The 14,647-nt window shown below is 67.3% G+C and carries 16 protein-coding genes; 10 read left to right on the forward strand and 6 right to left on the reverse strand.

Annotation, left to right across the window (positions count from 1 at the left end):
* Positions 1-50 precede the first annotated feature (50 nt).
* The 8 genes from nadB to AAFF19_RS18450 all read left to right on the forward strand — a co-directional run bounded on the left by nadB (position 51) and on the right by AAFF19_RS18450 (position 6,754).
* Positions 51-1,640 (forward strand): L-aspartate oxidase, encoded by a 1,590-nt coding sequence (gene nadB, locus AAFF19_RS18415; protein ID WP_342720744.1) that lies wholly within the window; start codon positions 51-53, stop codon positions 1,638-1,640.
* A complete protein-coding gene (gene queE / locus AAFF19_RS18420) occupies positions 1,637-2,272 on the forward strand; it encodes a 7-carboxy-7-deazaguanine synthase (protein ID WP_008903450.1) in 636 nt (211 codons plus the stop codon). Before nadB ends, queE begins: the two co-directional genes overlap by 4 nt.
* A 23-nt stretch (positions 2,273-2,295) precedes the next feature.
* Entirely contained in the window at positions 2,296-2,670 is a 375-nt protein-coding gene (locus AAFF19_RS18425) for a 6-carboxytetrahydropterin synthase (protein ID WP_008903449.1), read from the forward strand.
* A 62-nt stretch (positions 2,671-2,732) separates the two neighbouring features.
* Positions 2,733-3,113 (forward strand): aspartate 1-decarboxylase, encoded by a 381-nt coding sequence (panD, locus tag AAFF19_RS18430; protein WP_008903448.1) that lies wholly within the window; start codon positions 2,733-2,735, stop codon positions 3,111-3,113.
* Positions 3,114-3,115: 2 nt separating this feature from the next.
* Complete coding sequence (gene bioA, locus AAFF19_RS18435) at positions 3,116-4,444, forward strand: adenosylmethionine--8-amino-7-oxononanoate transaminase (protein ID WP_342720745.1); 1,329 nt, start codon at positions 3,116-3,118, stop codon at positions 4,442-4,444.
* The gene (gene bioD, locus AAFF19_RS18440; RefSeq protein ID WP_342720746.1) at positions 4,441-5,112 is read left to right on the forward strand and encodes a dethiobiotin synthase; all 672 of its coding nucleotides are present in this window, start codon (positions 4,441-4,443) and stop codon (positions 5,110-5,112) included. The genes bioA and bioD overlap by 4 nt, the downstream gene beginning before the upstream one ends.
* Positions 5,109-6,407, forward strand: a complete 1,299-nt coding sequence (gene bioF / locus AAFF19_RS18445) for an 8-amino-7-oxononanoate synthase (protein ID WP_342720747.1) — start codon at positions 5,109-5,111, stop codon at positions 6,405-6,407. Before bioD ends, bioF begins: the two co-directional genes overlap by 4 nt.
* Positions 6,395-6,754, forward strand: coding sequence for a 5-carboxymethyl-2-hydroxymuconate Delta-isomerase (locus tag AAFF19_RS18450; RefSeq protein ID WP_182118734.1), 360 nt, complete (start codon positions 6,395-6,397; stop codon positions 6,752-6,754). The genes bioF and AAFF19_RS18450 overlap by 13 nt, the downstream gene beginning before the upstream one ends.
* Positions 6,755-6,771: 17 nt before the next feature.
* Here the strand turns inward: AAFF19_RS18450 and AAFF19_RS18455 are convergent, their stop codons facing one another.
* The 6 genes from AAFF19_RS18455 to nadC all read right to left on the reverse strand — a co-directional run bounded on the left by AAFF19_RS18455 (position 6,772) and on the right by nadC (position 12,703).
* On the reverse strand, positions 6,772-7,788 hold the full coding sequence (locus AAFF19_RS18455) for an SDR family oxidoreductase (protein WP_342720748.1): 1,017 nt from the start codon (positions 7,786-7,788) through the stop codon (positions 6,772-6,774).
* A gap of 65 nt (positions 7,789-7,853) precedes the next feature.
* Entirely contained in the window at positions 7,854-8,327 is a 474-nt protein-coding gene (locus AAFF19_RS18460) for a CBS domain-containing protein (RefSeq protein ID WP_182118736.1), read from the reverse strand.
* 93 nt (positions 8,328-8,420) lie between these two features.
* On the reverse strand, positions 8,421-8,648 hold the full coding sequence (locus tag AAFF19_RS18465) for a hypothetical protein (protein ID WP_182118737.1): 228 nt from the start codon (positions 8,646-8,648) through the stop codon (positions 8,421-8,423).
* Between the two features lie 172 nt (positions 8,649-8,820).
* On the reverse strand, positions 8,821-10,656 hold the full coding sequence (locus AAFF19_RS18470) for a chorismate-binding protein (protein ID WP_342720749.1): 1,836 nt from the start codon (positions 10,654-10,656) through the stop codon (positions 8,821-8,823).
* Positions 10,657-10,718: 62 nt separating this feature from the next.
* Complete coding sequence (nadA, locus tag AAFF19_RS18475; protein ID WP_182118739.1) at positions 10,719-11,837, reverse strand: quinolinate synthase NadA; 1,119 nt, start codon at positions 11,835-11,837, stop codon at positions 10,719-10,721.
* A complete protein-coding gene (gene nadC / locus AAFF19_RS18480) occupies positions 11,834-12,703 on the reverse strand; it encodes a carboxylating nicotinate-nucleotide diphosphorylase (RefSeq protein WP_342720750.1) in 870 nt (289 codons plus the stop codon). The genes nadA and nadC overlap by 4 nt, the downstream gene beginning before the upstream one ends.
* Positions 12,704-12,821: 118 nt before the next feature.
* On the opposite strand from nadC, the gene panB reads away from it, so the two are divergent.
* Together panB and panC are read left to right on the forward strand one after the other, a co-directional pair.
* Complete coding sequence (panB, locus tag AAFF19_RS18485) at positions 12,822-13,703, forward strand: 3-methyl-2-oxobutanoate hydroxymethyltransferase (RefSeq protein WP_342720751.1); 882 nt, start codon at positions 12,822-12,824, stop codon at positions 13,701-13,703.
* 36 nt (positions 13,704-13,739) lie between these two features.
* Positions 13,740-14,582, forward strand: coding sequence for a pantoate--beta-alanine ligase (gene panC / locus AAFF19_RS18490; protein WP_342720752.1), 843 nt, complete (start codon positions 13,740-13,742; stop codon positions 14,580-14,582).
* Positions 14,583-14,647 lie beyond the last annotated feature (65 nt).

Below are 14,647 nucleotides of genomic sequence, written 5' to 3' on the forward strand. Positions count from 1 at the left end.
ACCGCCCTGGCCGGTGGCCGTGGCGCTACCCCTTTCTTCACCCGCAAGCCATGGCACCCCACGACTTCGACGTTCTCATCGTAGGCAGCGGCCTCGCCGGCCTCTCGGCCGCGCTGCACCTGGCGCCCACGCACCGCGTGGCCGTCATCACCAAGCGCACGCTGCAAGATGGCTCCAGCGGCTGGGCCCAGGGCGGCATTGCCGCCGTGCTGGCTGACGACGACAGCTTTGCCGCGCACATCGAAGACACGCTGGTGGCCGGTGCAGGCCTGTGCGATTTGGCCACCACACGCTTTGTGGTGGAGAACGCCCCCGCCTCGATTGCCTGGCTGCGCAAGCTGGGTGTGCCCTTCACGCTCGAAGGCGACCAGCTGCACCTGACGCGCGAAGGCGGCCACAGCGCGCGCCGCATTGCCCATGTGACCGATGCCACCGGCGCGGCCGTGCAGCGCACACTGATCGACGTGGTGCGCAGCACGCCCGGCATCACGCTGTTTGAGCAGCACACGCTGGTGGACCTGATCACCACGCGCAAGCTGGGCCTGCCTGGCAACCGCTGCCTGGGGCTGTATGCGCTCGACAGCGACACCGACGAGGTCGTCACCTTCCGCGCGCCGCAAACCATCCTGGCCACGGGCGGCGCAGGCAAGGTGTACCTGTACACCACCAACCCCGACACCGCCACGGGCGACGGCATTGCCGCCGCCTGGCGCGCGGGCTGCCGCGTGGCGAACATGGAATTCATCCAGTTCCACCCCACTGGCCTGTACCACCCGCACGAAAAGTCTTTCCTCATCAGCGAGGCCGTGCGCGGCGAGGGCGGGCAACTCAAGCTGCCCCCCTCTGCCGGCGGCACGCGCTTCATGCTCGACCACGACCCGCGCGCCGAACTGGCCCCGCGCGACGTGGTGGCCCGCGCCATTGACTTCGAGATGAAGAAACACGGCCTCGATTGCGTGCACCTCGACATCTCGCACCAGAGCCCCGCGTTTTTGCAGGAGCATTTCCCCAACATCCTGGCCCACTGCGCGTCGCTGGGCATCGACATCACGAAGGAGCCCATCCCCGTGGTGCCCACCGCCCACTTCACCTGTGGCGGCGTGCTGACCGACCTGGCGGGCCGCACCGACCTGCCCGGCCTGTACGCCGTGGGCGAAGTGGCCTGCACCGGCCTGCACGGCGCCAACCGCCTGGCCAGCAACTCGCTGCTCGAATGCATGGTGTTCGCCCGCGCCGCCGCGCAGGCCATCGCAGCAGCCCCGACCACGGAACTGCCCACCGTTCCCGCCTGGGACGACAGCCGCGTGACCGATGCGGATGAATCCGTCGTCATCTCCCACAACTGGGACGAGCTGCGCCGCTTCATGTGGGACTACGTGGGCATCGTGCGTACCAACAAGCGCCTGGAACGTGCCGCCCACCGCATTGCCATGCTGCAGGGCGAGATTCAGGAGTTCTACGCCCATTTCCACGTCACGCGCGACCTGCTGGAGCTGCGCAACCTGGTGCAGGTGGCCGACCTGATCGTGAAAAGCGCCCAGCTGCGCCGCGAAAGCCGGGGCCTGCATTTCAGCCGCGATTACCCCGAGATGGCCGCGCCTGCGGCCCCCACCCTTCTCGTACCACCGGTGGCCCGATGACCTACAGCGTCAAAGAAATTTTCTACACCCTGCAAGGCGAAGGCGGCCAGGCGGGCACACCCGCGGTGTTCTGTCGCTTTGCGGGCTGCAACCTCTGGACTGGCCGCGAGCAGGACCGCGCGCAGGCCATCTGCCAGTTCTGCGACACCGACTTTGTGGGCACCGACGGCACGCTGGGCGGCAAGTTCGAAACGGCCACGGCACTGGCGGAATTGATCGCCGCCCAATGGCCTGCAGGCGCGGGCCATCGCCTGGTGGTGCTGACGGGTGGAGAACCCCTTCTGCAGGTCGATACGGCACTCATCGACGCGCTGCACGCGCAGCAATTTCGCATTGCGGTTGAAAGCAACGGCACCGTGATTGCGCCCGAGGGCATCGACTGGCTGTGCATCAGCCCCAAGGCGGGTGCCCCGTGGGTGCAGCGCAGCGGGCAGGAACTGAAGCTCGTGTGGCCCCAGCCGGGCTTTGACCTGCAGGCGCTGGAGCAGGACACGCAGTTCACCCACCGCTTTCTGCAGCCCATGGATGGCCTTCTGCAGCGACAGAACACTGCCGCTTGCATTGACGCCTGCCTGGCCCACCCCGCATGGCGCCTGAGCCTGCAAACTCACAAGCTCACCGGTATCCGGTGAGCGGTTTTCTTTTTGGTTCCCGTATGTTGTTCACCATCTCCCAGCGCTTCTTCTTCGACGCTGCCCACACCCTGCGCCGCGAGATCGAGGCCGAAGGCAGCCGCCGCGTGCACGGCCATACCTACCACGCCGAGGTCTTTTTGAGCGGCCCACGCGACCCCGCCACCGGCATGGTGCTGGACCTGGGCCTGCTGCGCAGGGGCCTGGAGGTGGTGCGCGAGCAGCTGGACCACCACATGCTGGACGACGTGCCTGGCCTGGGCACGCCGACGCTGGAGAACCTGTGCGTTTTCATCGCCCAGGCGCTGCCCGCCGACCTGCGCGCCAGCGTGAGCCGCGTGCGCGTGTGGCGCGAAGCGCTGGGCGACAGCTGCGTGCTGGACTTTCCGCAGCCCTGACCGACCAAGGCCCTGCCACCGGCAGACCCTCCCCCATTCACAGACTTCACTGAAGGAAGCCGATGTTCCGCACCCTGCTCAAATCCAAGATCCACCGCGTGGCCGTGACCCAGTGCGAGCTGCACTACGAAGGCTCGTGCGCCATCGACGAAGACCTGCTGGACGCCGCCAACATCGCAGAGAACGAGCAGATCCACATCTGGAACATCAACAACGGCGAGCGCTTCGTCACCTATGCCATCAAGGGCCAGCGCGGCAGCGGCATGATCTCGGTGAACGGCTCGGCCGCACGCCGCGCAGCCGCAGGCGACCTCATCATCATTGCTGCCTTTGCGCAGGTGCATGAAGACCAGGTGGGCACGCACCAGCCTCAGTTGGTCTTCGTGGACGAGCACAACCGCCAGACCGAGCTGCGCCACGCCGTACCCACCCAGGGCGTCTGACCATGCAGCCCACGCACGACGGACTCGTGGCCCGCAGCCTCGCCAGCGTCTGGCACCCCTGCACCCAGATGAAGCGGCACGAAACCCAGCCGCCCGTGGCCATTGCGCGCGCACAGGGCCCGTGGCTCTACGGCACCGATGGGAAGCGCTACCTGGACGGCATCAGCTCCTGGTGGGTCAACCTGTTCGGCCACAGCCACCCACACATCCAAGCCGCGCTGGTGGACCAACTGGGCAAGCTCGACCACGTGATGCTGGCGGGCTTTACCCACGCGCCCGTGGTGGAGTTGTCCGAGCGCCTGGCCGCCCTCACCGGCCTGGGCCATGCGTTCTACGGCAGCGACGGCGCAGCCGCCACCGAGATCGCGCTCAAGATGAGCGCGCACTACTGGCGCAACACCGGCCGCCCTGCCAAAAGCCGCTTTGTAGGCCTGGCCGGCGGCTACCACGGCGAGACCGTGGGCGCACTCGCTGTGACCGACATTGCGATCTTCCGCGAGGCCTATGCCCCGCTGGTGCGTTTGGCCGATACCGTGCCCAGCCCCGATGCGCGCAATGCAGCCCCTGGCGAAACCGCGCAAGACGTGGCCCGGCGCGCCGCCGCCGCGCTGGAGATCTGGCTGCAGGAGCACCACACCACCACCGCCGCATTCATTGTTGAACCGCTGGTGCAATGTGCTGCGGGCATGGCCATGCACGACCCCGACTACCTGCGCCTGGCGCGCGCGCTGTGCAGCCGCTATGACGTGCACCTGGTGGTGGACGAGATCGCCGTAGGCTTTGGCCGCACGGGCACCATGTTTGCGCACCAGCAGGCGGGCATCCAGCCCGACTTCATTTGTCTTTCCAAGGGCCTCACCGGCGGCACGCTGCCGCTGTCGGCCGTGCTGACCACGGATGTGGTATATGCCGCGTTCTACGACGACGATGTGGCGCGCGGCTTTCTGCATTCGCATTCGTATACGGGCAACCCGCTGGCCTGCCGCGCGGCACTGGCCACGCTGGAGCTGTTCGACCAAACCGATGCGATCCATGCCAACGCGGCGCTGGCGCAGCGCATCGACACAGCCTGCGCGCCACTCACACACCACCCGCGCGTGCGGCACGCTCGGCGCATGGGAATGATCTGGGCATGGGACGTGGAAACGCCGCTGCCCGACTTTGCGCGCCGCTACCACCAGCACGCCATGGCGCGCGGACTGGTGCTGCGGCCCATCGGACATACGGTATACGCCATGCCGCCCTACGCGCTGGATGAAGACGCCGTGCAATGTCTGGCCAACGGCGCGCTCGCGGCACTGAACGCCACCCTGGAGGAGGAAAACGGATGATTGGATGCTTTGTAACCGGCACGGACACAGGCGTTGGCAAGACGCTGGTATCCGCAGGCCTGCTGCATGCGCTGGCAGCACACCACCCCCGCGTGGTCGGCATGAAGCCCGTGGCGGCGGGTGTGGTGCCCTGGGGAGACGACTGGGCCAGCGAAGACGCCATCGCCCTGCGTGCGGCCTCGACCCTGGCGGTGCCCCCCGCACTGGACAACCCGGTGCTGCTCACTGACCCGCTGTCGCCCCACATTGCTGCGGCACGCGAAGGGGTGCAGATCGACATCGCCGCCATTGTGCGCAGCTACCAGGCTCTGGCCACGCAGGCCGACGCGGTGGTGGTGGAAGGCGCGGGCGGTTTTCATGTGCCGCTGTCCGACACGCTGACTGGCGCCGACCTGGCGCAGACCCTCGGCCTGCCGGTGGTGCTGGTGGTGGGCATGCGCCTGGGCTGCCTCAGCCACGCGCTGCTCACGGCCGAGGCGATCCGCGCACGGGGCCTGCCCCTGGCAGGCTGGGTAGCCAACCGCATCGACCCGGAAATGAGCGCCGCTGAAGAAAACATCGCCTACCTGCGCGACCGGCTGGGCGCACCACTGCTGGCGGATGTGCCCTACCAGGACCTGCCCGAGCCGGGCAAGCTGGTTGTTGAGCTCCCTGAAGCGTGGCGATGACCGGCGCACCGCTTTCGCCCTCGTCGTGGCTCGATGAAATTCCCGAGCGCCTGGCCGACCTGGACCGTGCCCACCTGCTGCGCCGCCGCCGGGTGGTGCAACCCGCAGGCGGCGCCCGCCTGCTGGTGAACGGCCAGCCCATGCTGGCCTTTTGCAGCAATGACTACCTGGGCCTGGCCAGCCACCCCGCACTGGCCAGCGCAGCGCGCGAGGCTACGCGCACGTTTGGCGTGGGCTCGGGCGGCTCGCCGCTGGTCAGCGGCCACAGCACCGCCAACGATGCACTGGAGCACGAACTGGCCGCCTATGTGCAACTGCCCCGCGCGCTGTACTTTTACGCGGGCTATGCCACCAACACGGGCATCATCCCGGCGCTGGTGGGCGAAGGCGACGCCCTGTTCTCCGATGCCCTGAACCACGCCTGCCTGATTGACGGCGCCCGCCTGTCGCGCGCCACCATCCACCGCTATCCGCACGCCGACTTCGCTGCGCTGGAGGCACAACTCGCCGCCAGCCCTGCACGCCGCAAGCTGGTGATCAGTGATGCCGTGTTCAGCATGGATGGCGATGTCATCGACATCCCGGCGCTGCTGGCGCTGTGCGAGCGCTACGACGCCCTCCTGTTGCTGGACGACGCCCACGGCTTTGGCGTGCTGGGCCCGCAGGGGCGGGGCAGCCTCGCAGCTGCAGGCCTTGCCGGCGCCCAGGCCTCCCGGCGCGTGCTCTACATGGCCACGCTGGGCAAGGCTGCAGGTGTGGCAGGCGCGTTTGTGGCCGGCGACGCCGCATTGGTCGAATGGCTGCTGCAAAAGACCCGCACCTACATCTTTGCCACCGCAGCACCGCCTCTGCTGGCGTGCGCGCTGCGCGAAAGCCTGCAGCTCCTGGCAGCCGGTGACGACCGGCGTACGCACCTTGGCGCGTTGATCGCCCAGTTGCGCAGCGGTCTGTCCACCCTGCCTTCATCCCTGGGCTGGCACCTGCTGCCGTCGCACACGCCCGTGCAGGCGCTGGTGATCGGCAGCAACGAAGCCGCGCTCGAAGTGATGGACGCCCTGCGTGCCCACGGCCTGTGGGTGCCAGCCATCCGCCCGCCCACGGTGCCAGCCGGTACGGCGCGGCTGCGCATTGCGCTGTCCTGCGCGCACACAGCGGGCGATGTGTCGCAGCTGGTGACGGCCCTGCACGCGCTGGCAGCCAAGCGCAGTACCATGCCACGGACAGGTGGCCTGCAGGATCGGGCCCCCACCCTCCCACCCCCTCCTTCCAGCGAGACCCTTTCATGCCCCACCTGACCATCGAGTATTCCGCCAACCTGCCCCACTACCCCGAAGCGGAAACCCTGACCGCGCTGAACGCCAGCCTCTGCGCCCACCCCCAGGTTCAGGACGAGGCCGACCTGAAGACCCGCTTTATCGTGGCCGACAGCTTTGAAATCGGCACAGCGCCCGCGCACCGTGCCTTCGTGCATGCACAGCTGCGCCTGCTGTCGGGACGCACGCCCGAGGTCAAGAAGGAATTGTCCGAGCGCATTGCCCAGGTGCTGCGGGAGCAGACGCCCCGTCCACAGGGCGTGATGGTGCAACTCAGCGTCGAGGTGGTGGACATGGACCGAGGCTCCTACGCCAAAGAGCGCCTTTGAGCCTCTGGCCCGCGCCGTTACGCGCCGTCGCCTGCGTTGCCGGTAATGGGCAGGACGATGCCGGTGATGTAGCTGGCGCAGCAGGGCGCGGCCAGGAACACATAGGCGGGCGAGATTTCTTCCGGCTGCGCCGGCCGTCCCAGGTGCGTCTTGGCGCCAAATTTTGCGATGTCTTCGGGCGCCTTGTCGGCAGGGTTCAGCGGCGTCCACACAGGCCCCGGCGCGACGGCATTCACGCGGATGCCGCGCTCCACCAGGTTGTGGGCCAGCGCTTTGGTAAAGGCATGAATCGCGCCTTTGGTGGCTGAGTAGTCCAGCAGCTCCTTGCTGCCCCGCAGGCCGGTGACCGAGCCAGTGTTGATGATCGAATCGCCCCGGTTCAGATACGGCAGGGCGGCCTTGGCCATGTGGAAGTAGCCGTAGATGTTGGTACGGAAGGTTTCGTCAAACCGCTCTTCCGTGAGGTCTTCGAGCGACGCCGCGTGCTCCTGGAAGGCCGCGTTGTTCACCAGCACATTGAGCTTGCCAAAGGTCTGCACCACCTTGCGCACAGCATGCTCGCAAAACGTGGCATCTTTCACATCGCCCGCCAGGGCCAGGCTGCGCGTACCTTCCGCTTCAATCAGGGCACAGGTTTTTTCGGCGTCCTCGTGTTCGTCGAGGTAGGCAATGGCCACATCCGCACCCTCGCGTGCGCACAGCACGGCCACCGCACGCCCGATGCCCGAATCACCTCCGGTAATGAGCACCACCATGCCCTGCAACTTGCCGCTGCCACGGTAGTGCTCGGCCTCATAGCGGGGTTGAAGGTCCAGGTCGCTCTCCCGCCCGGGTTTGTCCAGCTGTTGGCGCGGCAGGGGTGGTGCGGGCTCCTCATGACCGGGGCCGGGGGCCACGCGCGACTGGGGTGGTTCATTGGCAGCCGCCGGATCCTGGTTACGGTCGGCACGGTTTTGCTGCGCCTGCAGACTGCGCTGGTGGTCTGCCGCTTTCGCTGCTTCGGCTTCGTGGTCAAGAAGGCTGGGGGAATTCATACAGGGCTTTCAGGTTCTGCCGTTTTGCGCCAGGGCACCAGCCCTTGACGCCCATGTTTCAGTCATCAGACGGTCTGCCCGCCACCTGCGGGCCCACTGGCTGCCGACTGTCCGCCGCGGTGGGGCTCGGAAGGCTCCGATATCTCGCGCAAGGCGGCGCCTGCGTCGTCCTCATCGCTCTTGGTGGCTATATCGCCCAGCGAGACAATGCCAACAAGGCGCTTTTCGCGGTCAACCACCGGCAGGCGCCGTACCTGCTGGCGCCGCATGGACGCAATGGCCGTCGTTACGGACTCGTCCTCCTGGCAGTACAGGATGCCTTCAGACATGACCTCACTTAGAGGGACGTCCACGCGCTCTTGCGCCACGGCGCGCACCACGATGTCGCGGTCGGTCACCATGCCCACCAGCCGTACCCCGTCACACACGGGTATGGAACCCACGTCCAGCTCGCGCATGGCCTGCGCAGCCAGGGTGAGACTGTCGGTGGGGGCGAGCGTGCGAATGCCGCGCGTCATGACATCAGAGACGGTTTGCATGGGTGAACTCCTCAAGAACTGTGGGATGGAAAACACGCTGACGGGCCGTTGTGCGGCGCATGCCACACAACGGCCGAGCAGGTGGGGTGCGCTTCAGCGCTGCTTGCTGGAGGGGCGTCCACCCTGCTGCTGCGCATCACGCTGGCTGTGTTCGGCATCCATGTCGGAGTGGCCGCCCTGCTGACGCCCCGGGTTGTTGCCGGTGCTTTGTTCAGCCTGGCGTTGCTGGCCGCTCTGGCGTTGATCGCCATGTTCGCGGTTCACGTGTTGTCCTTGCTGGCTTTGCTGGCCTTGCTGGTGTTGCGGGTTTTTCTGGGTCATGGATGGCTCCTTGAACAAGTGTTGAACAACTGCACGCAATGACTGTGTGCAAGTTCATTGTTGGAAGAGCCTCACTGGCGTTTTGTAGGCCAGGTCCTATAGCCGTGTCGGTGCGGCACGCAGCGGTGTAAGCAAGCGCGTAAAAGCGTTGCGGAATGGAAACCGCGCCCTCTCAGGGCTGCATGATGGCCACCAGCCAGCCGCGCAGGCTGTTGATGAATGCCCACTCCTGCACCCTCGGAAGGTCGTCCAGGTGCAGCACGGCTTCCTGCACGCGCCCCTCGTGCAGGGCCATCGCCCGGCCCACCCCGGGCAACAGGCCGCACGACAGGGGTGGCGTAATCCAGACACCGTCTAGCCGGGCGGCAATGTTGCCGAAGGTGGTTTCGGTGATCTCCCCTGCGGCGTTCCAGAGCACGGTGTCGAACACGCCGGGTGTGGTGGGTGCAAAGGCTGCGTAGTGCGCGCGGCGGGTGGTCTTGTAGCGCACGAACTCGCTGTGCGCGTCGTCAAACGGGCGCGTGGCCAGGGCCAGGCGCACAGGTTCTGCCGTGACCTGCAGCGCATGGGCCTCGGCACGCGCACTGCCGTCGGCCGCCAGCAGCAGGCGCACGCGCCAGTCGCCATCGCGGTGCTGCAGGGCTGCGATCTGCAGCTCCTGGCGCACCGCGTGGGCGCTGAACGGGTAGCCAAAATGCGCAGCGGCTTGCGCCATGCGGCGCACGTGCAGGTCGGCGTGGGCAAATTTTCCATCGCGCAGCGCCAGGGTTTCAAGCACCTCGAACGGCGCACTGGCCCGCTCCACAAAGGCGCGCTTGTGGCGCCACTCGGCCCATTCGGCCGCGGCCTCGGCACCCGACGTGATGCCACTGCCGATGCCGCAAATGGCGGCCCGGGGCGCATGTGCAGCAGCGCCCCCACCAGCCTGCGCACCCCGGCCCTGTAGCACCACGGTGCGAATTGGCACATTGAATGTGGCGGCCACACTGTGGCCACCGTTCGCGCCTGCTGCGCCCGCAGGCCGCACCACGCCGATGGCGCCGCAGTAGATGCCGCGCGGTGCGGGCTCCAGCGCGTGGATCATCTGCATGGCGCGCACCTTGGGCGCGCCGGTGACCGAGCCGCACGGAAACAGCGCCGCAAACACATCGACCAGCGTGGTGCCGGGCCGCGTGCGGGCCGTGACGTCCGACGTCATCTGCCACACGGTGGGCAGCGGTTCGGTGTGGAACAGCGCAGGCACCTGCACCGTGTGCGGCAGCGCGATGCGCGAGAGGTCGTTGCGCAGCAGGTCCACGATCATCACGTTTTCGGCGCGCTCCTTGGGCGCCGTGCGCAGGTGCTCGGCGTGGGCGGCGTCCTGCTCGGGGGTGGCGCCGCGCGGGGCCGTGCCCTTCATCGGGCGCGCCAGGATGTGGCCACCCTCGGGCGCTTCGCGCCAGTCGAAGAACAGCTCGGGCGAAACCGACAGCACCTGCTCGTCGCCCGCGTCAATGTACGCGGCGTAGCCGCCGGGCTGGGCGCGGTGCAGCGCGGCAAACAGCGCCTCGGCACTGCCCTGCTGCAGCTGCCCTGCAAACGGCGCTGTGTAGTTGACCTGGTACAGCTCGCCCGCCGCAATCGCGCGCTGGATGCGCGCCAGGGCGGCGTCAAAGTCTTCGCGCGTCAGGCCCTCGCTCCAGGTCACCTGGGCGGCATCAGCGGCTGCGGGAGCGGTGGCATCGTCTGGCCAGGGCTGTGCGTTGTCGTACACCGCAAACCAGACGAGGGGGCCGTGCGCAGCATGGGTTTGCAGGGCGGCGTCGAATGCGGGGGCGGCCTCGTAGCGCACGTAGCCCACGCACCATTGGCCGCGCTGGGCGGCGGCATGCACCGCATCGAGCACGGGGCGCACTTCGTGCATCGCCCGGGCCACCAGCACGGTGCGGGGTACATCGAAGGCATGGCGCAGGCGCGGCGCCCCTGCGTCAAGCGCGGGCGTGAAGTCAATGCGAGAAATATGAGTCAAAACAGGCTCCAGCGCTTTACCAGTATGCGCTAGCAGCTATCAATAGTGAAGCATCACTATCGTTAAACTGCCCCCAGGTGAGGCACCAGCGTGGCCACAGGTTCCCCTTTTTTCAACGCCGCGGTGAAGGCGAGCATGCGGTCAATCGGCTGGCGTGCACGGGGGATGAGCGCCGGGTCCACATGGATGGCGTTGGCGCCGGTCTCCAGCACGCGGGCCACGTCGGCCAAGCCGTTCATCGCCATCCAGGGGCAGTGCGCGCAGCTCTTGCAGGTGGCGCTGTTACCGGCGGTGGGCGCTTCGTAAAAGGTCTTGCCGGGGTTGAGCGTGCGCAGCTTGTGCATCATGCCGTTGTCGGTGGCCACGATGAACTCGGTGGCGTCCATCTCGCCAGCGGCTTTCAGGATGGCGCTGGTGGAGCCCACGGCGTCGGCCAGGGCGATCACGTCGGCAGGGCTCTCGGGGTGCACCAGCACCTTGGCGTGCGGGTGCTCATTTTTCAGCAACTCCAGCTCCAGCGCCTTGAATTCGTCGTGCACGATGCAGGCGCCATTCCAGAACACCATGTCCGCGCCGGTTTCGCGCTGGATATAGGCGCCCAGGTGGCGGTCGGGCGCCCACAGGATCTTTTGCCCTGCGGCCTTGAGCGCGCCCACGATGTCGAGCGCGCAGCTCGAGGTCACGAGCCAGTCGGCCCGCGCCTTCACGGCGGCGCTGGTGTTGGCATACACCACCACGGTGCGGTCGGGGTGCGCGTCGCAGAATGCGCTGAATTCATCGATGGGGCAGCCCAGGTCGAGCGAGCAGGTGGCATCCAGGTCGGGCATGAGCACGGTTTTCTCGGGGCTCAAAATCTTGGCCGTTTCGCCCATGAAGCGCACGCCGCTCACCACCAGGGTCTGCGCGGCATGGTCGCGGCCGAAGCGGGCCATCTCCAGCGAGTCGCTCACGATGCCGCCGGTTTCCTCGGCCAGGTCCTGCAGGTCGGGGTGCACGTAGTAGTGCGAGACCATGACCGCGTTTTTTTCCTTGAGCAGGCGGCGGATCTTGTCTTTCAGCGCCACGCGTTCGGCCTGGGTGGGCTCGGGCGGCACCCGCGCCCAGGCGTGCTTGGTCGCGCACACCCCGCCTTCGGCAGGCTGTTCGTAATCAACTTCCTTGAGAAGGATGGTGGTGTTCATGACAACTCCTGCAGCCGCATTGAAAAGTCGGTGGCCTTGACGTCCTTGGTCAGCGTGCCGATCGAGATGCGGTCCACGCCCGTCTCGGCCAGCGCGCGCAGGCCTTCGAGCGTGACGCCGCCCGAGATTTCCAGAATCGCCCGGCCCGCATTGATGTGCACGGCCTCGCGCAGCTGTGCCAGGGGCATGTTGTCCAGCAGCACCATCTTGGCACCGGCATCCAGGGCCTCGGTAAGTTGCTCCAGTGTTTCCACCTCGATCTCGATGAACTTCGCCTGCGCCGCCACCTTGTCAGCAGCGCGCAATACAGCCGTCACGCCGCCCGCGGCGGCAATGTGATTCTCCTTGATCAGCACGGCATCGTGCAGGCCGATGCGGTGGTTGGTGCCGCGGCCCACGCGCACGGCGTACTTTTGCGCCAGGCGCAGGCCAGGGAGGGTCTTGCGCGTGTCCACGATCTGGGCGCGCGTGCCCGCCACCACATCGACATAGGTGCGCGTCTTGGTGGCCACGGCCGACAGCAGCTGCAGAAAGTTCAGCGCCGTGCGTTCGGCCGACAGCAGCGCGCGCGCATTGCCTTCCGCCTCCAGCACCACCTCGTCCGGTGCACAGCGCTGGCCTTCGGCCACATGCCAGGTGATTTCCACAGCCGGGTCCAGCGCACGCAGGGCGGCTTCCGCCCAGGGGGCGCCGCAGATCACGGCGGACTCGCGTGCCAGGATGCGTGCCCGGGCGCGGCGGCCGGGGTCGATCAGGCCGGCGGTGAGGTCGCCAGTGCCCACATCTTCCGCCAGGGCGCGCGCCACATCGGCCTCGGCCAGGTCTGTGACTGCGTGGTCTTTGAACGGTGATTTCGAAAGCGTCATGGGCCGCGAGCATACCGGGAACACAACAACCCCCACCGGGCGCCACCCGCCCGCAAACCACTAAGTACACCCATTATTGGTCGCATAGACTCGCGGAAATTTCGCCCCTGGAAGCCTCATGACCGCCCACAGCACCGTCTCCGCCACGCCCTACGGCACCCTGCCGCCAGCCTCGCCGCTGCCGCAGCGCCGCCCTGTCAGCCTGCCGCGCCTTGTGCAGATGCGGGAAGCCGGCGAGAAGATCACCATGCTCACTGCCTACGACGCCACCTTTGCCGCGGTGGCCGACGCAGCGGGCGTGGAGTGCATTCTGGTCGGTGACTCGCTGGGCATGGTCTGCCAGGGCCTGCCCAGCACGGTGGGCGTCAGCCTGGACACCATGGCCTACCACACGGCCAGCGTGGCGCGCGGCCTGCACCGCGTGCAGGGCACGGCCTGGCTGGTGGCCGACCTGCCCTACGGCACCTATGCCGAAAGCCGCGAACAGGCCTTGCGCAGCGCCTGCGTGCTGATGCAGGCGGGTGCGCACATGGTCAAGCTGGAAGGCGGCGGCTGGACAGCGCCCACGGTGGAATTCCTGGTGCAGCGCGGCGTGCCGGTGTGCGCCCACCTGGGCCTTACGCCGCAGACGGTGCACGCCCTGGGCGGCTACCGCGTGCAGGGCAAAACGGAGGACGCCGCCCGCACGCTGCGCAAGGAAGCGCACGAACTGCAGGACGCAGGCGCCGCCATGCTGGTGCTGGAGATGGTGCCGGCAGCGCTGGCGGCCGACCTCACGGCGGCGCTGGCGAACTGCCACACCATCGGCATCGGCGCAGGCAACGGCACGGCCGGCCAGGTGCTGGTGTTGCACGACATGCTGGGCATGAACCTGGGCAAGATGCCAAAGTTTGTCCACAACTTCATGCAGGACGCCGGCAGCGTGCGCGGCGCCATGGAGGCCTATGTGCAGGCCGTCAAGCAGGGCCGTTTCCCGGACAACACCTTGCACGCCTGGTAAGCCTTTCCCCTTCTTCTTCTGATCCCGTCCCACCCCATGCTGATTGCCCATTCCATTGCCGACCTGCGCCAGGCCCTCGCACCGTACCGCCGCCCCGCCTTTGTGCCCACCATGGGCAACCTGCACGAGGGGCATATCGCCCTGGTACGCCAGGCCCGGCCACTGGGCGACGTGACCGTGGCCAGCATTTTTGTGAACCGCCTGCAGTTCCTGCCGCACGAGGACTTTGACAGCTACCCCCGCACCTGGGATGCCGACTGCGCCCAACTGCAGGCCGCCGGCTGCGACGTGCTGTTTGCCCCGCGCGAGGCCGACCTGTACCCCCAGCCCCAGACTTTCAAGGTGCATCCCGACCCGCAACTCGCCGACATGCTGGAGGGACACTTTCGCCCCGGCTTCTTTGTGGGCGTGAGCACCGTGGTGATGAAGCTGTTTGCGTGCGTGCTGGGGCAAACCGGCGGAACCGCCGTGTTTGGCAAGAAGGACTACCAGCAGCTCATGGTGATCCGCCACATGGTGCAGCAGTTTGCGCTGCCGATCGACGTGGTGGCCGGTGAAACCCAGCGCGCCGCCGATGGCCTGGCACTGAGTTCACGCAACGGCTACCTCAGCCTGCAGGAGCGGCAGGAGGCCGTGGCGCTGTCGCAGGCATTGGGCCAACTGGCGCAGCAATGGCTGTCGCGGCCGGACGCCCGCGCCGGCCTGGAAGCCCAGGCCCTGGACGCCCTGCGTGCCCGGAACTGGGCGCCCGACTACCTCACGGTGCGCCGCCGTGCCGACCTGCTGCCAGCGACGGACGCCGACGCGGCAGGCACGCTGGTGGCACTGGGCGCGGCGCGGCTTGGCACTACACGGTTGATTGACAACCTTGAATTTTGATTGCTATCAAATAAATAGCTGCTCGCGCTTATTCATCAAGCGCCGAGAGCCTAAAACACCAAAAA

Source organism: Acidovorax sp. FHTAMBA (assembly GCF_038958875.1).
Taxonomy (GTDB): Bacteria; Pseudomonadota; Gammaproteobacteria; order Burkholderiales; family Burkholderiaceae_C; genus Acidovorax.

Coding starts and splice junctions, on each gene's coding strand:
- nadB (WP_342720744.1), top strand. CDS start 51: ATGGCACCCCACGACTTCGACGTTCTCATCGTAGGCAGCGGCCTCGCC.
- queE (WP_008903450.1), top strand. CDS start 1,637: ATGACCTACAGCGTCAAAGAAATTTTCTACACCCTGCAAGGCGAAGGC.
- AAFF19_RS18425 (WP_008903449.1), top strand. CDS start 2,296: ATGTTGTTCACCATCTCCCAGCGCTTCTTCTTCGACGCTGCCCACACC.
- panD (WP_008903448.1), top strand. CDS start 2,733: ATGTTCCGCACCCTGCTCAAATCCAAGATCCACCGCGTGGCCGTGACC.
- bioA (WP_342720745.1), top strand. CDS start 3,116: ATGCAGCCCACGCACGACGGACTCGTGGCCCGCAGCCTCGCCAGCGTC.
- bioD (WP_342720746.1), top strand. CDS start 4,441: ATGATTGGATGCTTTGTAACCGGCACGGACACAGGCGTTGGCAAGACG.
- bioF (WP_342720747.1), top strand. CDS start 5,109: ATGACCGGCGCACCGCTTTCGCCCTCGTCGTGGCTCGATGAAATTCCC.
- AAFF19_RS18450 (WP_182118734.1), top strand. CDS start 6,395: ATGCCCCACCTGACCATCGAGTATTCCGCCAACCTGCCCCACTACCCC.
- AAFF19_RS18455 (WP_342720748.1), bottom strand. CDS start 7,788: ATGAATTCCCCCAGCCTTCTTGACCACGAAGCCGAAGCAGCGAAAGCG.
- AAFF19_RS18460 (WP_182118736.1), bottom strand. CDS start 8,327: ATGCAAACCGTCTCTGATGTCATGACGCGCGGCATTCGCACGCTCGCC.
- AAFF19_RS18465 (WP_182118737.1), bottom strand. CDS start 8,648: ATGACCCAGAAAAACCCGCAACACCAGCAAGGCCAGCAAAGCCAGCAA.
- nadA (WP_182118739.1), bottom strand. CDS start 11,837: ATGAACACCACCATCCTTCTCAAGGAAGTTGATTACGAACAGCCTGCC.
- nadC (WP_342720750.1), bottom strand. CDS start 12,703: ATGACGCTTTCGAAATCACCGTTCAAAGACCACGCAGTCACAGACCTG.
- panB (WP_342720751.1), top strand. CDS start 12,822: ATGACCGCCCACAGCACCGTCTCCGCCACGCCCTACGGCACCCTGCCG.
- panC (WP_342720752.1), top strand. CDS start 13,740: ATGCTGATTGCCCATTCCATTGCCGACCTGCGCCAGGCCCTCGCACCG.